Source organism: Devosia aurantiaca, assembly GCF_011058215.1.
Classification (GTDB): Bacteria; Pseudomonadota; Alphaproteobacteria; order Rhizobiales; family Devosiaceae; genus Devosia; species Devosia aurantiaca.
The window spans coordinates 1,179,810-1,201,067 of sequence record NZ_JAALFG010000001.1 but is presented as its reverse complement, the minus strand read 5'-3'; the positions used below and the strand labels follow the sequence as shown (position 1 = coordinate 1,201,067).

18 protein-coding genes, 1 tRNA gene and 3 pseudogenes are annotated in these 21,258 nt (G+C 63.2%); 11 read left to right on the top strand and 11 right to left on the bottom strand.

Annotated elements, in window-relative coordinates; translation table 11 throughout:
• Positions 1–116: 116 nt before the first annotated feature.
• The 6 genes and pseudogenes from yacG to G5575_RS06145 all read right to left on the bottom strand — a co-directional run bounded on the left by yacG (position 117) and on the right by G5575_RS06145 (position 3,915).
• Positions 117–281 carry a DNA gyrase inhibitor YacG gene (gene yacG, locus G5575_RS06170; RefSeq protein WP_164533509.1) on the bottom strand — a complete coding sequence of 55 codons (165 nt, stop codon included), beginning with the start codon at positions 279–281 and terminating at the stop codon, positions 117–119.
• A complete protein-coding gene (locus G5575_RS06165; RefSeq protein ID WP_164533508.1) occupies positions 281–919 on the bottom strand; it encodes a Maf family nucleotide pyrophosphatase in 639 nt (212 codons plus the stop codon). Before G5575_RS06165 ends, yacG begins: the two co-directional genes overlap by 1 nt.
• Before the next feature lie 9 nt (positions 920–928).
• Positions 929–1,146 (bottom strand): annotated as a pseudogene (gene infA / locus G5575_RS06160) (translation initiation factor IF-1).
• Positions 1,147–1,221: 75 nt separating this feature from the next.
• Positions 1,222–2,184, bottom strand: coding sequence for a UPF0262 family protein (locus tag G5575_RS21565; RefSeq protein ID WP_164533507.1), 963 nt, complete (start codon positions 2,182–2,184; stop codon positions 1,222–1,224).
• An 8-nt stretch (positions 2,185–2,192) separates the two neighbouring features.
• Positions 2,193–3,485, bottom strand: coding sequence for a histidinol dehydrogenase (hisD, locus tag G5575_RS06150; RefSeq protein ID WP_164533506.1), 1,293 nt, complete (start codon positions 3,483–3,485; stop codon positions 2,193–2,195).
• Between the two features lie 4 nt (positions 3,486–3,489).
• Positions 3,490–3,915 (bottom strand): DUF2948 family protein, encoded by a 426-nt coding sequence (locus tag G5575_RS06145; RefSeq protein ID WP_164533505.1) that lies wholly within the window; start codon positions 3,913–3,915, stop codon positions 3,490–3,492.
• Positions 3,916–4,068: 153 nt separating this feature from the next.
• Between G5575_RS06145 and G5575_RS06140 the strand changes: the two genes are divergently transcribed.
• On the top strand, positions 4,069–4,785 hold the full coding sequence (locus tag G5575_RS06140) for a DUF72 domain-containing protein (protein ID WP_164533504.1): 717 nt from the start codon (positions 4,069–4,071) through the stop codon (positions 4,783–4,785).
• A 93-nt stretch (positions 4,786–4,878) separates the two neighbouring features.
• Here G5575_RS06140 and murA read toward each other — a convergent pair.
• A pseudogene (murA, locus tag G5575_RS06135) lies at positions 4,879–6,170 on the bottom strand (UDP-N-acetylglucosamine 1-carboxyvinyltransferase).
• Positions 6,171–6,580: 410 nt separating this feature from the next.
• Between murA and G5575_RS06130 the strand changes: the two are divergent.
• A tRNA-Thr gene (locus G5575_RS06130) sits at positions 6,581–6,655 on the top strand.
• 34 nt (positions 6,656–6,689) lie between these two features.
• Here the strand turns inward: G5575_RS06130 and G5575_RS06125 are convergent.
• The 3 genes and pseudogenes from G5575_RS06125 to G5575_RS06115 form a co-directional block, all read right to left on the bottom strand.
• Complete coding sequence (locus tag G5575_RS06125; protein WP_164533503.1) at positions 6,690–7,769, bottom strand: AI-2E family transporter; 1,080 nt, start codon at positions 7,767–7,769, stop codon at positions 6,690–6,692.
• Between the two features lie 74 nt (positions 7,770–7,843).
• Positions 7,844–8,582: pseudogene (locus G5575_RS06120) on the bottom strand (phosphodiester glycosidase family protein).
• 158 nt (positions 8,583–8,740) lie between these two features.
• On the bottom strand, positions 8,741–9,778 hold the full coding sequence (locus G5575_RS06115) for a LysR family transcriptional regulator (protein WP_164533502.1): 1,038 nt from the start codon (positions 9,776–9,778) through the stop codon (positions 8,741–8,743).
• A 205-nt stretch (positions 9,779–9,983) separates the two neighbouring features.
• On the opposite strand from G5575_RS06115, the gene G5575_RS06110 reads away from it, so the two are divergent.
• From G5575_RS06110 to G5575_RS06075, 8 genes are all read left to right on the top strand, one after another.
• Positions 9,984–10,859, top strand: coding sequence for an ABC transporter permease (locus G5575_RS06110; RefSeq protein ID WP_207633003.1), 876 nt, complete (start codon positions 9,984–9,986; stop codon positions 10,857–10,859).
• Positions 10,860–11,702, top strand: coding sequence for an ABC transporter ATP-binding protein (locus tag G5575_RS06105; protein WP_164533501.1), 843 nt, complete (start codon positions 10,860–10,862; stop codon positions 11,700–11,702). It abuts the gene before it with no gap.
• A gap of 86 nt (positions 11,703–11,788) precedes the next feature.
• A complete protein-coding gene (locus G5575_RS06100; RefSeq protein ID WP_207633002.1) occupies positions 11,789–13,522 on the top strand; it encodes a DUF1800 domain-containing protein in 1,734 nt (577 codons plus the stop codon).
• 18 nt (positions 13,523–13,540) lie between these two features.
• Positions 13,541–14,788 (top strand): DUF1501 domain-containing protein, encoded by a 1,248-nt coding sequence (locus G5575_RS06095; RefSeq protein WP_164533500.1) that lies wholly within the window; start codon positions 13,541–13,543, stop codon positions 14,786–14,788.
• A 46-nt stretch (positions 14,789–14,834) separates the two neighbouring features.
• Entirely contained in the window at positions 14,835–15,896 is a 1,062-nt protein-coding gene (locus tag G5575_RS06090) for an ABC transporter substrate-binding protein (RefSeq protein WP_207633001.1), read from the top strand.
• Positions 15,897–16,044: 148 nt separating this feature from the next.
• Entirely contained in the window at positions 16,045–18,594 is a 2,550-nt protein-coding gene (locus G5575_RS06085) for a membrane-bound PQQ-dependent dehydrogenase, glucose/quinate/shikimate family (RefSeq protein WP_164533499.1), read from the top strand.
• Between the two features lie 117 nt (positions 18,595–18,711).
• Entirely contained in the window at positions 18,712–19,467 is a 756-nt protein-coding gene (locus G5575_RS06080; protein WP_235935618.1) for a cytochrome c oxidase assembly protein, read from the top strand.
• The gene (locus G5575_RS06075; RefSeq protein WP_164533498.1) at positions 19,464–19,964 is read left to right on the top strand and encodes a CopD family protein; all 501 of its coding nucleotides are present in this window, start codon (positions 19,464–19,466) and stop codon (positions 19,962–19,964) included. The genes G5575_RS06080 and G5575_RS06075 overlap by 4 nt, the downstream gene beginning before the upstream one ends.
• Here G5575_RS06075 and G5575_RS06070 read toward each other — a convergent pair.
• Positions 19,945–20,532, bottom strand: a complete 588-nt coding sequence (locus G5575_RS06070; RefSeq protein WP_164533497.1) for a DUF2231 domain-containing protein — start codon at positions 20,530–20,532, stop codon at positions 19,945–19,947. The genes G5575_RS06075 and G5575_RS06070 overlap by 20 nt on opposite strands.
• A gap of 42 nt (positions 20,533–20,574) precedes the next feature.
• On the opposite strand from G5575_RS06070, the gene coxB reads away from it, so the two are divergent.
• Positions 20,575–21,207, top strand: a complete 633-nt coding sequence (coxB, locus tag G5575_RS06065) for a cytochrome c oxidase subunit II (RefSeq protein ID WP_328765872.1) — start codon at positions 20,575–20,577, stop codon at positions 21,205–21,207.
• Positions 21,208–21,258: the final 51 nt, after the last annotated feature.

The following is a 21,258-nucleotide window of genomic DNA, read 5'->3' as shown; positions in this document are numbered from 1 at the left end:
TCTCGCGGATCGGCACCAGAGCTTATAACGCGGGTCTGAAGGGCAGGTTGTAATTTTGTTGAGATTTGATGCACGTTTGTTAAGTCCGTGCAGATCAATGGGGGCAAGCCCCGCGCCTAGTCTTCGTCCTTGTCGTCGCCAGGTTCATCGTCGCGGGCCGGGATGACGTAGGTGCCGCTCAGCCAGCGGTTGAGGTCGATATCGGCGCAGCGCTTGGAGCAGAAGGGCTTGAACTCTTCAACCGTGGGCTTGCCGCAGATGGGGCACTTCTTTTCGGCCATCAGACGCCCGAAAGGGTGGACTGGTTGAGCCAGTTGAAGTGCACAGGGTAGCCCTCGCCGGCAAGAAGCTGGGTCACTTCGTTGAGCGGCAGGCCGACCACGGCGGAATAGGAGCCGGACATCTTGACGGCAAAGGAGCCGGCAATGCCCTGGATGGCGTAGCCACCGGCCTTGTCGCGCCATTCGGCGCTGGCGAGATAGGCTTCCATTTCCTTGTTGGAGAGGCGCTTGAAGCGGATGCGGGTCTCGACCAGGCGGTGACGGCGGGCGCCGGAGGGGGTGATCAGGGTGACGCCGGTGAAGACGCGGTGCGAGCGTCCGGACAGCATGCGGAGGCAATCGGATGCCTCTTCCATTGTCTCCGCCTTAGGCAAGATGCGACGGCCGACGGCGACGACGGTATCGGCAGCAAGCACGAGCGAATTGGAGCCGAAGCCGGCAACGCGGGCCTTGTGCTGCGCCGTAAGAGCCTTGAGGTCGGCCAGGCGCTGTGCCAGCTTGCGCGGCAATTCGCCCTTTTCCGGTGTCTCGTCGACATGAGCCGGCACAAGATGCTCGGGCTCGACGCCGATCTGGTTCAGCAAGGCGAGCCGACGCGGCGAGGCGGAGGCCAGGATCAGTTCGGGACGTCCGGCCATCAGCTCAAATCACTTAAAACGATAGGTGATGCGACCCTTGGTGAGGTCGTAGGGGTCATTTCGCACAGGACCTTGTCGCCGGCGAGAACGCGGATGCGGTTCTTGCGCATGCGGCCAGCGGTGTGTGCGATGATCTCGTGTTCGTTTTCCAACTTGACGCGGAACGTCGCATTGGGGAGCAATTCAGTCACCACGCCCGGGAATTCGAGCACTTCTTCCTTCGCCATTCTATCTCCTGATCAAACCCATAGGGCCATCGCTCGCCGGCCACGGGTCGGAAAGTGGCCCCTACCTACTTCAATTCAATGGTTTTGTGAACCACCGGAAACCAGTGGCTCGAGCCGGCTCCTGACGCGCTTGCGTAGCCCATCGCGCAGATCCCGATACGCCCCCAGGACCAGCTCGCGATTGCCTTCGACCAGCGAAGGATCGGGAACGTCCCAGACTTCAACCGCACCGGCTTCGAGGCCCTTGCGGGCGACGGCGTCGGGGGCGTCGGCGGAAAGGGTGATGACGAGATCGAAATGGTTGGCAACCAGCTCGTCCAGGATATGGGGCGTATGGACGCTCATATCAATGCCGACCTCTTCCATGACTTCGTGCACGAACTGATCCGCCTTGCCGCCATGAACGCCGACCGAGCGGGCGATGACGCGGCCGGGAAAGGCCTGGCGGGCGAGCGCCGCGGCGATAGGCGAGCGCACCGAATTCATGGAGCAGACAAAAAGGACGGTGGGCAACTGGCTCGTCGCCTCATCGATGCGCGAGGCATAGGGCTGGACGGCGCAGATGAGGGTGAAGAGGCGCCGCGCCGTGTTGAGATCGATGATCAGCTTATTGGTGAGGCGGGTGCGCAGGAGCTCGGCGGCTTCGTTGTGCATGCCGCGGCGGGCCATGTCGACGGTTTCAATCTGGAAGGGCTGGGCCGAGCGGATAGCCTCGTAATAGGCGTCGCGGATGCGGAAGTAATCACGGATCAGCCGGCGGAACGGGGTCAGCGACAGGTAGTGCGCGGCGATCGGCTGGAAGGTTTCGGGGTCGCGGACATCGAGCACGATGGAATTGCCGATGATCGAGACATGGAGGGCATAGGGTCCAACAGCGGAGACCCGGGCCGGCTTGAAGCTATTGTCCTCAAGCAGGTCATAGATGGCGATGCGCCATTCGTGCACCTCGTCGGGATTAATCGAGATGATGGTGTTGGGATCGAGCGTGACGGTGACCAGCCGGTCCTTGTCCGTGGTCGCCGCCGCCTCTTTGCCCATCGAGATGCTCAATGGTTGAGCCGGATGGAAATGGAGCGCCCATGGCCGTCGAGATCTTCGACGCCGGCAATGGTCACGGCCGGTTCGGCGAGTGCCGAAAGCGAGGACGGGGTGCAGCCCAGGATCGAGGTGCGCTTCATGAAATCGAGGACGCCGAGGCCCGAGGCGAAGCGGGCGGAGCGGGCCGTGGGCAGGACGTGATTGGAGCCGCCGACGTAGTCGCCGATGGCTTCGGGCGTGTGGTGGCCAAGAAAGATCGCGCCGGCATGGCGGATGGCGCGGAGCAGCGCCTGGGGGTCGTCGAGCGCCAGTTCGACATGTTCGGACGCGATGCGATTGGCAAGGCCGGCGGCCTCGTCGAGCGAGGCGACGGTGATGATGGCGCCCAGTTCGTCCCAGCCTTCGCGGGCCATGTCGCCCTTGGGCAGGAGGGTAAGCTGGCGATCGACTTCGGTTTCCACCGCGTCGGCGAGGCTTGCGTCGGTGGTGACAAGAATGGACTGGGCCCCTGCCCCGTGCTCGGCCTGGGCGATGAGATCGGCGGCAACCCAGGCGGGGTTGGCCGAGCCGTCGGCGATAACGAGAACCTCGGAGGGACCGGCGATCATGTCGATGCCGACCTGGCCGAAGACCTGGCGCTTGGCGGTGGCGACATAGGCATTACCCGGACCGGTGACCTTATCGACACGCGGAATGGTGGCGGTGCCATAGGCAAGGGCCGCGACGGCTTGGGCGCCGCCGATGCGGTAGATTTCGGTGATGCCGGCGATCTCAGCTGCCGCAAGGATGGCTGGATTGATCTCGCCGCTGGGCGTGGGCACGACCATCGCGATGCGGCCGACGCCGGCGACATGGGCGGGCACGGCGTTCATCAGCACCGAGGAGGGATAGGAGGCAAGGCCGCCGGGGACGTAGATGCCGACGGCATCGACGGCGGTCCAGCGCGAGCCGAGGGTGACGCCGAGAGCGTCGGTATAGACGTGGTCCTCGGGCTTCTGCTTTTGGTGATGCGCGCGGATGCGGTCATGCGCCGTTTGCAGCGCCGCGCGGACATTGGACGGCACCTGGGCGGCGGCACTGGCAATTTCGTCGGCGGTGAAGCGCAGGGTTTGGGCCGTGACATTGGCGCGGTCGAAGCGGTTGGTCAGCTCGACCACGGCCTCGTCGCCGCGGTGGCGGACATCGGCGATGATCGCGGACACGGTATCGTTGACGTCCTGGCTCGACTCGCGCTTGGCGCCGAGCAGGTCGGTGAAGCGGGCTTCGAAATCTGGCTGCGTGCTATCGAGACGAAGGGGCATGGATCTAGTCGTGCTTGGGCTTGGCGGCGGCAGCCCAGGCGGCGCCGAGATCGGCCAGGCGGGCTTCAAGATATTCGACATCGAGGCGGACGGTGCCGCCACCAGCGAGGCGCAGCTCGACAATGCCGGAAGGCGCGTCGGTGGGCTCGAAATGGATGGCGAGCAGTTCGAGGACACCCTCGGGCGCCGCTGGGTCGAAGCCGGCATATTTAACATCGGTGACGCCATCGAAATGGAGCGCGGCGCGCTTGCGCAGGCCCTTGCCGCGACCCTCGTCGGAGGTCCAATCGAAGCGATTCATGAGGAGGGCAAAGCGGCGGTCGGCCTTGGCATAGCCCATGTCAGTGGTGCGGATCACGGCGTCCTGCACATGGGCGGACACGACTTCGAGGTCTTCGGCATCAAGCGCGATCAGCTTGAGATCAGTCATGGGAAGGCCTTGCTGGACTAGATGTGCTTATGTCGGCGCTGGGTTTTCGATCTACAAGGTTGCGCAAGCGGGGGCAATGCGAGTGTGCAGGGACGTGCCGAAACGCCGCCCGGCCCGAAAGGAACATCCGAGCTTCAGCGCGATTGAGCCCGCATGGGAACACACCTGATCGGAACAGCGGCTTGGAGCGTCGGGCATTCCCTGCCGGGTTTTGCCCAAGAGGGGAGCGCGCTGGAGCGGTATGCCTCGGTGTTTTCGGTGGTGGAGGTCAATTCGAGCTTTTACCGGCGGCACCAGCGCAGCACCTGGCAGCGGTGGCACGATGCGGTGCCGGAAGGGTTTCGCTTTTCGGTGAAGCTGATTCGCACTGCGACGCATGAAAAGGCGTTGGTTGGGGTGGAAGACGACATTGCCCTGTTCTTCGAGGATCTTGCGCCTCTAGGAGACAAGCTTGGTGCGGTTTTGGTGCAGTTGCCGCCAAAGCTGGCGTTCGACCCTTTGGTCGCGCGAGCTTTCTTCGAGGCGGTCAGGCGGCAGACCAGCGTGCCGGTATATCTCGAACCGCGGCATGTGAGCTGGGCGGAGGCGGAGGTCGACGACGGGTTGTTGGCCGATGTGGAGGTCGGGCGCGTGCTGGCGGATCCGCAGAAGGAGGAGCTGGCTGCGGCGGCGAAGGGTGCGCGCTATCTGCGGCTGCATGGATCGCCGAAAATCTACTATTCGGCCTATTCGGACGAGGCGCTGCGGCACTATGCCGGGCTGGTGACGTTAGCGCCTGAGCCGGTCTGGTGCATCTTCGACAATACCGCATCGGGTGCTGCGCTTCGCGATGCCATGCGCTTGCGCGAGATGGTCGGTGCGCCGCGTTAGCGACGCACAATCCCCCGCCATTCGAGCATAGCTCTCGTGGCCTGCTCGCCTCCGATCACGCCACCGGCGTGATCGGCCCCCGTGGGACGGCTCTCAGCCCGCTAGCCGTTCGATCTCGGCGCCGCAGCGGCTGAGTTTTTCTTCGAGGCGTTCAAAGCCGCGATCAAGGTGGTAGATGCGGTTGACCACGGTTTCGCCCTTGGCGGCGAGGCCGGCGATGACCAGCGAGACCGAAGCGCGCAGGTCGGTGGCCATGACCTGGGCACCCTTGAGCTGGGACCGGCCATGAACCGTGGCGAGCTGGCCATGAACCGCGATGTCGGCGCCGAAACGGGCGAGTTCGGCCACATGCATGTAGCGGTTCTCGAAAATGGTCTCGCGAATGTTGCTGGTGCCCTGGCTCATGGTCATCAGCGCCATGAACTGGGCCTGAAGATCGGTCGGGAAGCCCGGGAACGGGTCGGTGTCGACATCGACCGGCTTGATGCCGGAGCCGTTGCGGCGGACGCGAAGGCCATTGGCCTCAGGGGTGAGCTCGGCGCCGGTCTGGGCCAGGATATCGAGCGCGGCCTGAAGATGCTCGGGCCGGGCGCCCTTGAGCAGCACGTCGCCGCCCGTCATGGCCGCCGCCATGGCAAAGGTGCCGGTTTCGATGCGATCGGGGATGACGTCGACGGTCGCGCCATGGAGACGCTCGACGCCCTCGATGGTCAGCGTCCTCGTGCCGATGCCCGAGATCCTGGCGCCCATGGCGACGAGGCACTCGGCGACATTGGTGATCTCGGGTTCCTGGGCGGCATTCTCGATGGTGGTCGTGCCCTTGGCGAGGGTGGCGGCCATCAGAATAGTGTGCGTGGCGCCGACCGAGACCTTGGGGAAGTTGACGGTGGCACCGACAAGGCCACCCTGGGGGCGCGGGCGACCACATAGCCGTCGTCGATGTCGATTTCGGCGCCGAGTTCCTTGAGGCCGTAAAGGAAAAGATCGACCGGGCGGGTGCCGATGGCGCAGCCGCCGGGCAACGAAACGCGGGCCTCGTGGCAACGGGCCAGGAGCGGGCCGATGACCCAGAAGCTGGCGCGCATCTTGGAAACCAGCTCATAGGGCGCGGTGGTGTCGACGATGTCGGCGGCATGAAAGGTCATGCGCTGGCCGACCACGTCGTCCTCGCCGCGGCGGCGGCCCTGAACGGAGATGTCGACGCCGTGGTTTTCCAGAATGCGCTCGAGCTGCTTGACGTCGGCAAGGCGCGGCACGTTTTGCAGCACCAGCGGCTCTTCGGTCAGAAGCGAAGCGATCATCAACGGCAGGGCGGCATTCTTGGCGCCCGAGATGGGGATTTCGCCCACGAGCTCATTGCCACCGACCAAACGAATACGATCCATAAAGTGAAGTCCTCTTGATGGGCCCTTGGGGCCCGTTCCCTGGGGAGGCAAGGCGAGGTCTTCGTTGCCGCGTAGGCCAGACCAGCCGTTCTCATGACGGTGAAACGCGATGTTCGCCGGAAATGGTTTACGGTTTATTGTCCGTGTCCGTTCCGGGGTCCGGCTCGGGACCACTGGCATCGTCCCCGAGGGCACGTGCCTTGGCCTGATCCTTGCGGCGCCTCAAGTTCTCACGCAGCTTTGCGGCCAATCTTTGCTCGCGCAGCTCCGCCTGTTCCGATTTGCCCATGGTTTGCCGGTGATCGAGTCGATGGCTGGGTAATAGGCCCTTTTGCGCTTGCGTCGAGCCGGACCCTATGGCAAAGGAGCCCCCGTCGCCGCAGGGCCCTGCCCGCATCAGCCGACACGATGCTGCCGTAGCTCAGTGGTAGAGCACTCCCTTGGTAAGGGAGAGGCCGACAGTTCAATCCTGTCCGGCAGCACCAGTTTTCTCAACAGATTTGATGTGTAGCGCGCCGTTCAGGACGGCGTGGTCTCGTTGTTGGTTTTGACCAAACGATCGTCGGTGAAAAGGGACCAGACGGCGATAAAAAGGGCCGCAACGAGGGGGCCGAGGACAAAGCCGTTGGCGCCGAAGAGCGAGAGGCCGCCCAGGGTCGAGATCAGGACCACATAATCGGGCAGACGCGTCTCACGGCCGACGAGGATGGGGCGGAGGACGTTGTCGATCGTGCTGATCACGAGAGCGCCGACAAGGATCAGGATAATGCCCTTGGTGATGTCGCCGGTGAACAGCAGGTAAAGCGCAAACGGTCCCCAGACGAGAAAGGCGCCGACGGCGGGGGAGAGCGACAGCACGGCCATGACGACGCCCCAGAGCAGCGGGGCTTCAAGGCCCAGGAGCCAGAAGGTGAGGCCACCGAGGCCACCCTGGACGATGGCGATGACGATGTTGCCGCGCATCGTGGCCTTGACCACGGACGTGAACTTTTTGGCGATGTGGTCGGTGCGGCGGCGCTCGAGGGGAATGGCATCGCGCAGAGTTTGGGCGAGCTGTCGGCCGTCGCGGAAGAGGAAGAACAGCAGGTAAAGCATGATCGCAAGGCTCACCAGGAACTGGAGCGTGCTTTGGCCCAAGTCCACGGCCTTGGTGGCAAGGGTCTGGCTGGTACTGGCGAGGAGCGCCATCAGGCTTTCATGGATTTCGCGGGGATTGCCAAGGTTGAGGCTGTTCAGCGCATTGTTGACGTAGTCGGGGAGGACGCTTTGGGCCTGCGCGACCAAGTCGGCAAGGCTGAGATTGCTTTCCCGTATGCGCCGGTAAAGGCTCGCGACTTCGGCGGAAAGCGTTGTTGCCAGCATGATGATCGCCGGGACGACGACCACGAGGACGCAGATCAGCACGGAGAGGGCAGAAGCAACGCTTTTGCGGCCCCTGAGCCAGACGGTCAGCCGCCGATGCATGGGATAGAATAAGAGGGCGAGGATCACGGCCCAAAGGATCGCGCCGTAGAAGGGCAACAGCAGCCAGAAGAACACGGCCGAGATGATCACGATCGCGGCGATAAAGGCGGCGTTCTGGATGGTTGGCGTCGACAAGGGCAGCCCTCCGTTCGGTCCTTCGACCGCTGGCCTTGCTCTAAGCCGAATGGCCCCCGGTTCGTTGCACTGGGCTAACGATGGTCGGCAATTGGTTCGACGAGGCCGAACATGGGGCCGAAGCCGCCGTGCCAGGAGAAGTCGTTGCGGCCCCGTTCGGGATCGTAGAGGCCGGTGCCGCGGCCGCCGTCGAGATAAAGCGCGTCCTGGCAGTCGAGGCGATCCTGGAACAGGCGTCCGAGGTCGAAGAATTGACCGGGCGTTCGCTGATGGCGAAGCGGACGAGACCATCTGCGCAGATGCCGACGCCGCTGCGGGGCCGGCGCTCGGTCGATCCTTCGATCAGGATCGGGTTGAGCGCGCCGTCGATGACCAGCATGGGTCCGGACTGGGTGGCGATCAAGGCTTCGGGTTCGTCGTCGAGGTAGCGATCGGTAGGGAGGATGCCGGCGCCGGGGGCGTAACGAAGAAGATGCCGTTTGGCCGTTTGTAGAAGTTGGGCACGGAGCCGGAGGCGTCATCAAGTTGCTCTCGATTGGCTGGACGCAGGGTTTTCCCGCCTTCGACATAGAGGCCCATGGGGGTGAAGTCGGACCAGTACATGCCGGCATTGAGGCCGAAGACCAGGCGCTCTCCTTGCGCCTCCAGGGCGCGGGCGACGGCACCGAAGGAGCGGAAAGGAGCGCCTTCATCCTCCTGCCAGAAGAGCCGCAGATCAGCATCAGCGGGGTCGATGGTACAAACGAGGAAATCGGTCGAAGCGTAGCTTTCCTGCTCACACGGGCTGGCGGCCATGCTGGGCTGCGCGACCATGAAGAGCAGCGCGAAAGGAAAGGTCGCCCAGAGGGCCTTGCGAAGGAGCGAAAACGACAAACGGCCAAACTCAAGTTGCGGGTTTAAAGTCTGCGCCCGGCATAGTGGGACATCGACTAAGGCTGGGCGACCTACAATTTTGTTATCCGGAGCGCGCGTCAGAGGTCGCTTGGCGCGTCAATGGAGAGGAAGGGCGGGGTTTCGAGGAGGCCGGGAATGGCGTGTCGGGCGGCAACGCTCTGCAGAGTTTCGATCAGGCCCTTGTATGGTTCGGTGCGCCGATATTGTGAGGGGACCAGAGCGACGATGCGGCGGGGCGGCGCCTGGACGCGATAAAGGCGCAGATTGGTGGCGGTAAGGTTTTGCTGCACCGTGGTGAGGCCGGGCGCAAGGCAGACGCCGGCCCCTGCCCCGACAAGGCCGATGGCAGTGTCGAAGCTGCGGCACTTGGCGACGACGTGGTGCTGCGGCAGGAGCTTGTCGTACCATTCGGCGACGCGCTGGGCCTGCTGGCTGCCGAAGATGAACTGGATCGAGCGGTTAAGCATGGTCCATTGGTCGGGCGGAAGCTCGCGTTCCGGATCGGTCACGCCGTCGAGGACAAGGCTTTCCGGCACGACGAGGACATGGGGGTCCTCGACCAATGGCACCTGGACGAAACCGACGCTGGCCTGGGCGACCGAATTGGTGGCGAGGAGGCCGACATTGACGCGGCGGCTATAAAGCATGTCGAGGATTTCGGCGGGCGAACTTTCCTGGAGGTCGAAATCGAGACCCGGATAGTACTCCTGCATATGCCTCAGCGCCGGTGGTACGAGGACGCGCAGCACCGAATTGATGCCGGCAATGCGCAGGGTCAGCCGCTCGCCGCCGCTGAACTGGGCGAGGCCATCTTCAAGATCGCTTATCAGGCGCAACACCTGCTCGACCTTGGGCAGCAGGAACTGGCCTGCTTCGGTCAGCTCCATTTCGTTTGAGCGACGATGGAAAAGCAGCGTGCCGATATTGGCTTCGAGCTTGCCCAATTGCTGGGACAGCGAAGGCTGGGCAAGGCCGAGTTGCTTGGCTGCCTTGGTGAGGGTTTCGGAATGAGCGACGGCCCAGAAGATGCGCAGCTGATGGAGGGTGAGATCGCTGGCCTTGGGCTGCACGCGCGACAAGGATCGTCCTTCGCGTGGTTTGCCGTCCATTGCCATGACCATCCTCCGACCGCTTGAGCGGCGTTCTTTTTGCTGGTTTTCCAGTTTAAGGCAAAGCTGGCTGAGTTAAAGCCTTTATCGCCCACGGCCGGAAAGTTGGGACGCCAAGCGGATTTGCCTATGGCACCGATAGGCTCCGACGCGCTTGTGTGGATTTCCCGCTTGGGGCAGCATTGCCGGCCGTGATGAAAGAGTTGCCTTTATGATCGAAGAGCGGACGGAGCAGCCCATCGTGCGCCACCGGCCGCCAGCGATCGCGCCTGTCGCGGTGCCAATGTTTGCGCGCAAAGGTAACACTGCGCGGCGCCGCAGGCTGGAAAACGGCGCCGTGTTCGGCGTGCAGATCATTCTGGCACTGCTGCTGCTTGCCGGGATGTATGCGCTCAATGCCGTGGGCGGCAATTTGGTCATGCCCAATCCCAATGACATCGTCGCCGAAAGCGTCCTCATGTGGTCGGACGGCACGATGCTGAAAGGCCTGGGCGAGTCGCTGACGGTGATCAGCCTGGGATTTCTCCTCTCGGCGTCGACCGGCATTTTCCTGGGCGTGCTGCTGGGTGGCTTTCGCGTGCTGGGACGGGTGCTCGACCCCTTTGTCAACGCGATGAATTCGACACCGGGCGCAGCCTTTATTCCGCTGATCATCGTCTGGTTCGGGCTTTATACCGAGGCCAAGGTGGTGGTGGTGTGGAACGCGGCGTTTTTCCCCATCCTCATCAACACCACCGCCGGCATTGCTAATGCCAACAAGGAGCTGGTCGAGATGGCGCGGGCTTTCGGGGCTAAACGGGCGACGCTGTTCTGGAGGGTCATGGTGCCCGATGCACTGCCGTCGATCCTCAGCGGGCTGCGGATCGGGGCGGCGATCTGTACGGTCGGAACGGTGATTGCGGAGCTTACCATGGCGCAATCCGGTCTTGGCGGGCTTTTGGCGGCGGCGGGCAATCGGTTCCAGATGGACCGCTATTTTGCGGTGGTGATCGTCTTGATGGCGCTCGGAACGCTGATCACGGCCATGCTGCGGCTGGCGGAACGGCGGATCGGGCGCTGGCGCGTAAGCCTGGCAGATGGGCGCTAGATGAGCGCGCCAATTATTTCGCTGCGGCACGTGGGCAAGTCGTTCAAGGACGGCGAGGTCAGGGCGCTCGAGGATATTTCCTTCGATGTGCGGCCGGGCGAATTCGTCAGCCTTGTGGGACCGAGCGGCTGTGGCAAGACGACGTTGCTGCGCATCATCAATGGGCTGATCGCGCCTGACGAGGGCGAGGTGCACGTGATGGGTGCGGCGCCTCAGCCGGGGCCGGACCTTGCCATGGTGTTCCAATCAGCGCGGCTTTTGCCGTGGCTGACGGTGGCGGGCAATATCGAGTTCGTGCTGCAGCTCAAGGGGTTGCCGGGGAGCGAGCGACCGGCGCGGGCGCGGGCCTTGCTAGGCGCGGTCGGGCTGCGGGAATTCGCCGAGGCGTTTCCGCATGAGCTCTCGGGCGGCATGCAGCAGCGCGTCGGGCTGGCGCGGGCGCTGGCGGTTGAGCCCAAGGTGTTGTTGATGGACGAGCCGTTTGCGGCGCTCGATGCGATGACGCGCGAAGTGCTGCGCAAGGAATTGCTGCAGCTGTGGTCGCGGCGCGGCATCGCCGTAGTCTTCGTGACGCATGATATCGACGAGGCGATCCTCTTGTCGCAGCGGGTGGTGCTGTTGCGGCCACGGCCTGGTCGGATCGACGAGATCGTCGATGTCTCGTTCCCGGAACCGCGCTGGCAGCAAGATCCGCGAACGTCGCCTGCTTTCGTTTCCATGCGCGAGCACCTTTGGGACCGTATCCACGACATGGTTCGGGATGGTGCGGAGCTTGAGGAATTGGCCGGCGCCTTTGGCAATGTGGATTGGTCGACAGCCACGTTCCATAGGTCTTTCCTATAGCATTGATAGGGCGTTAGCCCGGCTTCGGCGCTGTCGCTTGCGCTCCCCTCCCCTAACATGTCAGCCGAGCAACAAGGGGAAAGCCGGTGCTGACCGGATATGCCGCACTCGAAAATCTCTCGCCGATCAGCGCCGCCGACTGGGGCTATGAGCGCGCGGCGCACCTGCTGGAACGCGCCGGTTTTGGTGGTACTCCCGCCGAGATAGAGCGGCTGGCGCGGATGTCTCCAGAAGCGGCGGTGGCCTCGCTGGTCGATTATGCGGCGGTGGACAATGCGCATCTGCCGGCTTTCGAAGAGTCCGGTTTCTGGGAGCCGTCGTTCAAGGACTTTCCGGTGAGCCGGCCGGCGGCAACCGAACTGGCCGAGCAAGCGGGCATGGCGATGGGCGTTGCGGTGAAGCCCGGCGGCGACCGGCCGCTGCAGCCAGTGACCAATCGTTTTTTCTACTGGCTTCGCGCCACGGTGCTGGAAACGCGGCGCCTGGCTTTCTGGTGGCTGGACCGGATGGTCACCACCAATCGGCCGCTCGAAGAAAAGATGACGCTGTTCTGGCATGGGCATTTTGCCACCAGCGAAGAAAAGCTGCGCGATTATCGCAAGATCCAACTGCAGCTCGAAACGCTGCGCAGAGGCGCAACCGGCAATTTCGGCGATCTCCTTATCGCAGTCGCAAAGGACCCGGCCATGCTGGTGTTTCTCGATGCGGCGCAGAATGTCAAAGGCGCGCCCAACGAGAATTTCGGCCGCGAGGTCATGGAACTCTTCACCATGGGCGTCGGCAACTATTCCGAGGACGACATCCGCGAGGCGGCGGCAAGGGCCTTCACCGGTTGGGGCAATGACGACCTCCAATTCGTCATCGATCCGGAAAAGCATGACGCGGGCACGAAACTCTTCCTGGGCCGGGAAGGCAATTTTGCCGGCGAAGACATCTTGCGCATCATTCTCGAGCAGCGGCAGACGGCGATCTACATCGCCTCGAAAATCTACCGCTTCTTCGTGCGCGAAGAGATTTCGCCCGAGTTTGCCGAGAAGCTGGGCAGTCTCCTGCGCGACAATGGCTATGAGATCGCGCCCTTTCTTCGCACGATCTTTCTTTCCGAGGACTTTTATTGCGAGGCGTCGGTCGCGACGCATATCAAGTCGCCGACCGAGCTTCTGGTATCGACCTATCGCAAGCTTGGGCTGATCGCGCTGCCGGGGATCCCCGACCCCTATACGGTGAGCAAGACGTTGGGACAGGTATTGCTTTATCCGCCTACGGTGGCGGGATGGAGCGAGGGCCGGGCTTGGATCACGCCGGGGCTTTTGTTCGAGCGGGCCAATTTTGCGCGCGAAGTGATGTTCCCCAACATCATCGAGTTTCGCGATCCCAACCATAATCCGGGCGGCGAGGTGCGGCGGGTCAACCGCAACATCATCGCGGGCATGGAGATCACTGCGGCAACAATGGAAGAGGGCGCGGCGCCAAGCAAGGTCGCCGGCATGCAGGAAGCGTTCAACACGCGCTATGCGAGCCTCATGGGCTATTCCGAAGCGCTGCGGAAACTTAGGCCCCTGCCCCGAATGGCGGCGCAATTCTCGCTGACCGACATCGTCACCGATGCCGGCGCGACCGACGCCGCCGAGGCCGTCGATGCGCTGATCCGGCAATTGCTGCGCGTGCCGCTGACGCCCCCGGCCCACGCTGCGCTGATCGAAACGCTCACCGCCGAACTGGGCACGGCCGATCTCGCCCAAGCGCAGACCTATCTCGAGCACCCGCTGCGCCTGGTGGCGCATCTGATCATGAGCTCACCCCAGTTTCAGCTCGCCTGACGCTCCGGAGGAACACGAATGGCCAAGACACCAAAGCTATCGAGCGGAGAGCGGGAACAGCTGATCGAGGCGGGTTTCGGCTCGATGGTGCTGGAAGGCGCCGGAGGCGTCGCGACGTCGCCGGTGTGGTCTAAGGTCGCCGATGCGCAGGCCGACAAGAACGAGCGGATCCTTGTCATCGTAGAGCTTTCGGGCGGCAATGATGGACTGAATACGGTCGTGCCCTATGGCGACGACGCCTACTACAAGGCGCGACCGAATCTGGGACTGCGCAAGGACAAGCTGCTGCGGATCGACGATCACTTCGGTTTCCAGAAGACCATGGGCGGCTTCGAGCGGCTCTACAAGGATGGGATGATGGGAGTGGTGCATGGCGTCGGCTATGACCAGCCTTCGTTTTCGCATTTTTCCTCGATGGCCTTCTGGCAGACCGGCGCGCCCAATAGCGGCGAGGCCTATGGCTGGCTGGGGCGCATGGCCGATGCCATCGACCCGCTAGGGCATACCACCAATTTCTTGGTCAATATCGACGACAGCCAATCGCTCGCCGTGCGGGCGATGAACCATGTGCCGCTGGTCTTCAACGATCCGGACAATTTCACCCGCCACATGTTTCATGAGCAGCAGGAGGCGATCGCCGCCGTGGATGCCCGCGGCAATGGCAGCGCCAACCCGTCGCAGGATTTCCTGTTCGACATCCTTTCGAGCGCCAACAGGTCCGAGCACCTGGTTCGCGACGCCTGGAATGCCTATTCGACGCCGATCGACTATGGCCTTGCGCCCTTTGGGCTCGAACGGGTGGCGGCGCTGATCGCTGCCAATTTCCCGACCAAGGTCTACTACGTCCCCTATCGCAATAATGCCTTCGATACGCATGTCTATCAGGGCGATCTTCATGCGCGGCTGTGGTCCTATACATCGGACCATATCTCCGCCTTCGTGAGCGACATGGAGCGGCTGGGCCGGGGCGACGACGTGGTCGTCATGGTGTTCAGCGAATTCGGCCGCCGGGTGGCGGAAAATACCAGCCTCGGCACCGACCACGGTACGGCGGGGCCGGCCTTTATCATTGGCAAGTCGGTGGCCGGTGGCCAGTATGGTGCGCCACCGAGCCTCACCGATCTCGACGAGGGCAACCTCAAATTCACCACCGATTACCGGCGCATTTATTCGACGCTGATCGAGGGCTGGATGGGGCACCGGGAGACCTCGGCCATCCTGCGCAACGATTTTCAACCGCTTCCGATCTTCGGCCGGGCTGCCTAGGCGCCTTGCCGTTTCTTAGCGCGGCGAGGGCCGCAGGAGTTTTGCAATGCATGTGACGACCAATAACAAGATGCGCAACGGAGCGCGCGTAGCAGCAGCCGCGGTTCTCAGCCTTTTGGCTGCCGGAACGGCGATGGCGCAGCCGGCCGACATGCTCGAGCTCAAGCTTGCGCTGGGCGTGGCGGACACGCAATTCAACCTGACTACGGGTTCGATCTTCCAGCTGGCCGAGCAGTTTGGCTTTTATGAAAAGCATGGGGTCAAGGTCACCATCGTGCCGCTCGACGGCACGCCGCAGGCGGTAGCAGCACTCAATGCCGGGGCTGTCGACATTGCCGATATCGGCATCGACACAGCATTACGCCTGCGTGCCGAGAACGACCTGCCGATCCGTGGTTTCGTTGCGACCGGCCGCGGCGCCGCCTTTCTGATCGCCACGAAATCGGACATCGAAACGGTCGAAGACCTCGCCGGCCGCTCCCATGCCATCGCCGATAATGGCAGCCTCGACCACACGCTCACCGAAGCCGTGCTGCGCAGCTATGGTGTTGCAACCGATGCGCCGGACTTCGTGGCCATCGGCGCGCCGGATGTTCGCATCCAGGCGCTGGCCGCGGGCCGGATCGACGCGACGACCGTGTCCTACGGCACGTATCTTTCGATCAACAACCCGCCCGGCATTCATGTTCTCGTCGAGCCGGATGACTTCTCGGAGCGCGCGCCGGCCCTGTCCAATTTCGTGGCCGCACTCGACACGACGATCGACACCAAGGGTGAGGCCATCCAGCGCTTTACCACGGCGCTGATCGACGCATCGCGCGCCATGGCCAACGACCCAGAGCGCTGGATCGCCGCCATCACTGAAGGCCGTCCGGACATCACGCCGGAAAACATCCGACTGACCAGCGACCTCGTCCAGACCCGCTGGTGCGTCAACGGCTGCGTCAGCCCTGTCGAGGTCACCAAGACGGTGGATTTCAGCTATGAAAATCCGGAATTTGCAGACGTGACCAAAGTGTCGCCGGACGACATCATCGACCAGAGCTTTGTGACCAAGGCGCTCGACGAGCTTGGCGAGTTCGAGGGCGAGACCATCGACGTTCGCTGACCCTTGATCCTGGCTGGCGGGGCTTTTCTCGCCAGCCATTTCGGCACGACCTCTCCTAACCAATCCATACCGACGCTAACCGGCCACAAGTTTTGGAACTGTGGCGGGTTCGCGGCGTTCGGAGAGCATCACGCCAAGGAGGGACTCAATGGCCGAGCAGCTTTCGTCGCACGCGAACCACAGAGGTTTTGGTTTCTGGTGGACGATGCTGGTGGCTGTGATCCTGGTGTTGTTCGGGCTGCCAATCGCTGTTGGCGGACTGTGGCTGATCACACTGGGTGGCTCATTCTACTATCTGCCGGCTGGGATCGGCCTGTTGCTCACCGCATATTTCCTGTTTCGACGGGAGATGAATGCGGTCTGGATTTACCTCATCACGTTTGTCGCGACCGTCATCTGGGCGTTGTGGGAACGTGGCTTCGAACCCTGGGCGCAGGTGCCGCGGCTCGTGGCGCCGACGGTGGTGCTGGTTCTGGTCTTGACGACATTGCCGACGCTGCGTCGATCGACGAGGCGGATGAGCACGGGCATGGCCGCCGCCGTGGTGACGCTTGCAGGCGCACTGGGCGCGATCAGCGTTGCCAATCACGGTGTCGAAACTGCCTTGGCGCAGGAAACCGAGACGACGGCTGAAGAGCTAACGACAGCGGCTCCTGCGCCCGAGGCACCGGCCGCCGCGTTGGAAGCGCCCGCTGCTCCAGCGACGCTCGAGCAAGCGGCGGCTCCCCTTGCCCCACCTCAGCCGACCTATGTGGCGCTTGAGACGGGAGCCGATTGGCCTGCCTATGGCGGCACGCATGAGGCCTTGCGCTATTCGCCGCTGACGCAGATCACGCCCGACAATGTGGGCGAGCTGGAACAGATTTGGGAGTTCCGCACGGGCGACCTGCCGGAGAACGGCGAGCCGTTCGGCAATCAGAACACGCCCGTCAAAGTCGGCAACCGGCTTTACCTTTGCTCGGCGCTGAACAAGATCTCGGCGCTCGACGCGGCGACGGGCGCTGAGTTCTGGACCTATGATCCGCAGACGCCGGTAGACGCCATCGGCTACAATGCTTCCTGCCGCGGGCTGGTCTATTTCGAGGACCCGACCGCCGAGGCGGACAGCCTTTGCGCGACCCGCGTCGTCAACCTCACGCATGATGCTCGCATGATCGCGCTGGATACGCAGACCGGGCAGCTTTGCCCCGATTTTGGCGAGGGCGGCATCGTCAATCTTCTGGTCGGCATAGGCGACACGGCGCCCGGCTTTTACGCGCCGACCTCGCCGCCGACGCTGGTGCGCGACGTGCTGGTGCTCGGATCGCAGGTCAGCGACGGACAGACGCGCGAGGCACCGTCGGGCGTGATCCGCGGGTTCAGCGCTGTTACCGGCGACCTCAACTGGGCCTGGGACATGGGTCGTCCGGGCGAGACCGGCCTGCCGCCGGAAGGCGAAATCTACACGCCAGGCACGCCCAACGTTTGGACCATCATGTCGGGCGATGACGACCTGGGCATGGTCTACCTGCCGATGGGCAATTCGGCCGTCGATTATTGGGGCGGCGATCGCTCCGAGGCGGAAAACACCTATTCCACGGCGATCGTGGCGCTGGATGTCGAGACGGGTCTCGAGGCGTGGCATTACCAGACGGTCCACTACGACGTCTGGGATTATGACCTTGGTGGCCAAGGCTCGCTGGTGGACTTTCCGACCGCTGACGGTCCCGTTCCGGCGATCATCATGCCGTCAAAACAGGCGCAGTTTTACATCCTCAATCGCGAAACCGGCGAACCGCTGGTGACGATCGAAGAGCGTCCGGCGCCGACGGGTGGCGTCGAGCCGGAGCGGCTGTCGCCGACCCAGCCCTATGTCACCGATTTCCCGAACCTTCTTAAGCCGGACCTGACGGAAGCTGACATGTGGGGCACGACGCCGCTCGATCAGCTCTGGTGCCGCATCCAGTTCCGCCAGGCGACCTATGATGGCGTTTATACGCCGCCGACGGTCGACACGCCTTGGATCCAGTTCCCCGGCTATAACGGCGGTTCGGACTGGGGTGGCGTGGCGATCGACCCGGTAAAAGGCATCATGATCGCCAACTACAACAACATGCCCAACTTCAACCAGCTGGTGCCGCGCGAAGAGGTCGACGCGGCCGGCGTGTTGCCGATCACCGATCCCAATTATGACGCGGAGGCCGGCGGCGGCTCGCATGGCAGCCTCAGCCCGCAGGCGCTGACGCCTTATGGCATTCGCGTCAACGCCGGCTGGCGCGTGCCGTTTACGGGCCTTCTGTGCAAGGAACCGCCATATGGCGGCATAGCCGCGATCGATCTCAACACCCGCGAAGTGCTGTGGGATCGCCCGTTCGGTTCGGCGCGCAAGAACGGACCCTTCGGCATTCCGTCGATGCTGCCGATCGATATCGGCACGCCCAACAATGGCGGCGGTGTCGTCACCGCATCGGGCCTGTTCTTTATCGCTGCCGCAACCGACGACATCCTGCGCGCCGTCGATATCTCGACGGGTGAGGAAGTGTGGCAGGTGACGCTGCCGGCGGGTGGACAGGCAACGCCGATGACCTATGAGGCGGGAGGCCGGCAGATCCTCGTCATCAATGCCGGGGGCCATGACTTCATGGAAACGCCGATTGGGGATTACTTCATCGCCTATGCACTGCCCGGCGACGTGGCTGCGCAAACAGAGCAACCTTAGGGATATGCCGGAGTAGACCTCATCCTGAGCCTGTCGAAGGACGAGGTCGTGGCAGAAAAGTGAGCCCGACCTCGTGGTTCGACAAGCTCACCATGAGGTCTCATTGGTCAGGACAGAATGGAACAAGTCTCAGCCTTTTCCTTCGACATGAGCTATTGCGGTACGCCTCCAACCCTTGGCGAGCTTTGGGGCCGGTGGAACCTCGATCCAGTCTTGCTGACCGGGTTGCTGTTGGTCGCCTTGGTGGGCTTTTTTGCGCTGCGGTCTGCATCCCGGCAGCGGCAGGCGAGTTTTTCGGGCGCCTGGGGTTTGGCGGCGGTGCTGTTCGTGTCGCCGCTCTGTGCGCTGACCGTGGCGCTGTTCTCGGCGCGGGTCGGACACCATATCTTGCTGACCATGGTCGTGGCGCCACTTCTGGCCCTGGCCCTGCCAGCTGCCTGGGGCAAACGCGCGGGGCTTGGGCCTGCGCTGGCAGTTTCCACCATTGCGCTATGGCTTTGGCATAGCCCCGATCTTTATGCCTCGGCCTTTTCGCATCCGGCGATCTATTGGGCGATGCAGCTAAGCCTCTTGGGGAGCTTTACCTGGTTGTGGCTCGGTCTTTGGCGCAGCGAGGCGGTGCTCGGTGCGGGTGTTGCGGCGCTGTCGAGTGCGATCCAGATGGGTCTGCTCGGCGCGCTGCTGGTGTTCGCGCCGCAGCCGCTCTACCTGCCGCATTTTGCAAGCTCTGCAGCCTTCGGGTTGGGGCCACTCGAGGATCAGCAACTGGCAGGCATTTTCATGTGGGTGCCGGCCAATCTGCCGCTGATGGCCATCCTGCTCTGGAGGCTGGTGGCCATCATTTCTCCGGCGCGCGAAACGCCTGCGCAATGACGGTTGTCTGGCTTAAATTCATCCACGTCATCGGCATTGGATTGTGGTCGGCAGGCCTTTTGGCCCTCCCCTTTCTTTACCGGCAGCGCGGTGGGTTGAAGGGCAAGGAGCTCTATCGCCTGCACAATTTTACCCGGACGTTTTACGTCGGCATCGTTTCACCCTCGGCCTTCGTGGCCATTGCGAGCGGTACGGCGCTGATCCTGCTGATAGGCACCTATGAAAACTGGTTTTCGGCCAAGCTCGTGGGTGTCGCGGCAATGACCGGGGTGCATATCTTTTCGGGGCTGATGATTTTGAAGCTCTTCGAGCCCGACCGCAGCTACCCCGCCTGGAGGCTGGCGCTCACAGTGACAGTGACGCTTGTCGCCATCAGCGCGGTGCTCACGCTGGTTTTGGGGAAGCCGCAGATCGAGTGGCCGAGCGCGCTGGATGCGTTTTTTTCGCCCGGCGCGCTGTCCAAGTTTGTCGGGGGCATCATTGGCGGGACGATATGATGAGGCCGACGCCGTGATCAAAGACCAGCTTGCCGCCGTGCCAGCCGGCGAAGGCGACCGCCATGGTACTAAGTGCCGAGAGCATAAGGCCATTTGGCAGTATATCCTCGGTGCCGTAGATGCGGAGGCCGGCATTGGCGCCGGTTATGGCGAGCATGACCATGGCTGCAACGGCGTGGTTCCAGCTCGCGACGCGGACCCTGATTCCGGGTACGGCCAGCAATTCGGCAGTGCCCGCAAGGGAGGCCAGGACCCCGAGTATGAACGCCGCGCCAGCGGACCAGAGGCCAACCTCGACCCAGAAGGGATCGGCGGTCCACCAGTACAGGATATCGACGCCAAGCGTGGCGACCACGAAGGCGATCGGGAAGTGCACCAGCATGGCGTGGATCGGGTGGCCGGCTACGGCGATGGCGGAGCTGATGTCCTTTTCTGCGACGGCGCGAATGGACGGATTGGGATGATCAGCGCGCGCTTCAATACCGTTTTCGCTGCTGCTCTTTTCCGCATTGGGGTCTTCCTCGGCGGCAATTTCCTGTTCCTGCGCGTCGCCCGTCTTGTCCGTCATCCCGCATCCTTGCCCAAAGCTCTGGTTTTAGCCGGAACGTGCGTGTTGCTGGCCGGTTGCAGCGGCGAGTTGTCGGCCCTGGACCCCGCCGGGCCGCGGGCGGCAAGTCTGGCGACGCTGTGGTGGATCATGCTGGGCGGCGCGGCCTTGCTGTTCGCGCTCGTCATGGTGCTGTTCGGGATTGCTTATCTTCGCCCGGGTTGGCTCTCGCGGATCACGCCGATGCAGTGGATCGTGGGCGGCGGGCTCGTGTTGCCGATCCCGATCCTCGTGCTGCTGACCGGTGCAGCGCTGGTGCTTGGGGAGCAATTGCTGCCCAAGGGCGACGCGCCGCTGCGCATCGAAGGGCAGGCGCGGCAATGGGCGTGGAGCTTCGGCTATCCGGGCGGCGCAGGACCTTACGATGGCACGCTGCACATGCCGGCGGGGGAGCCGGTGGATATCGCGGTGACCTCTGCGGACGTGATCCATTCGTTCTGGGTGCCGCGCCTAGGCGGCAAGATCGATGCCATACCGGGGCATGTGAATGTCATCCGGCTCGAAGCGGACGAGCCGGGCATCTATTGGGGGCAATGCGCGGAATATTGCGGGCAAGGACATGACGGCATGCAGTTTCGGGTCGAGGCGCATGCGCCGGAAGATTTTGCGGCCTTGATGGCGGGGGCGGCGCAATGACCGATCCTATCCGCCTTCATAAGGAACTGAGCGCCATCTGGGGCACGCCCG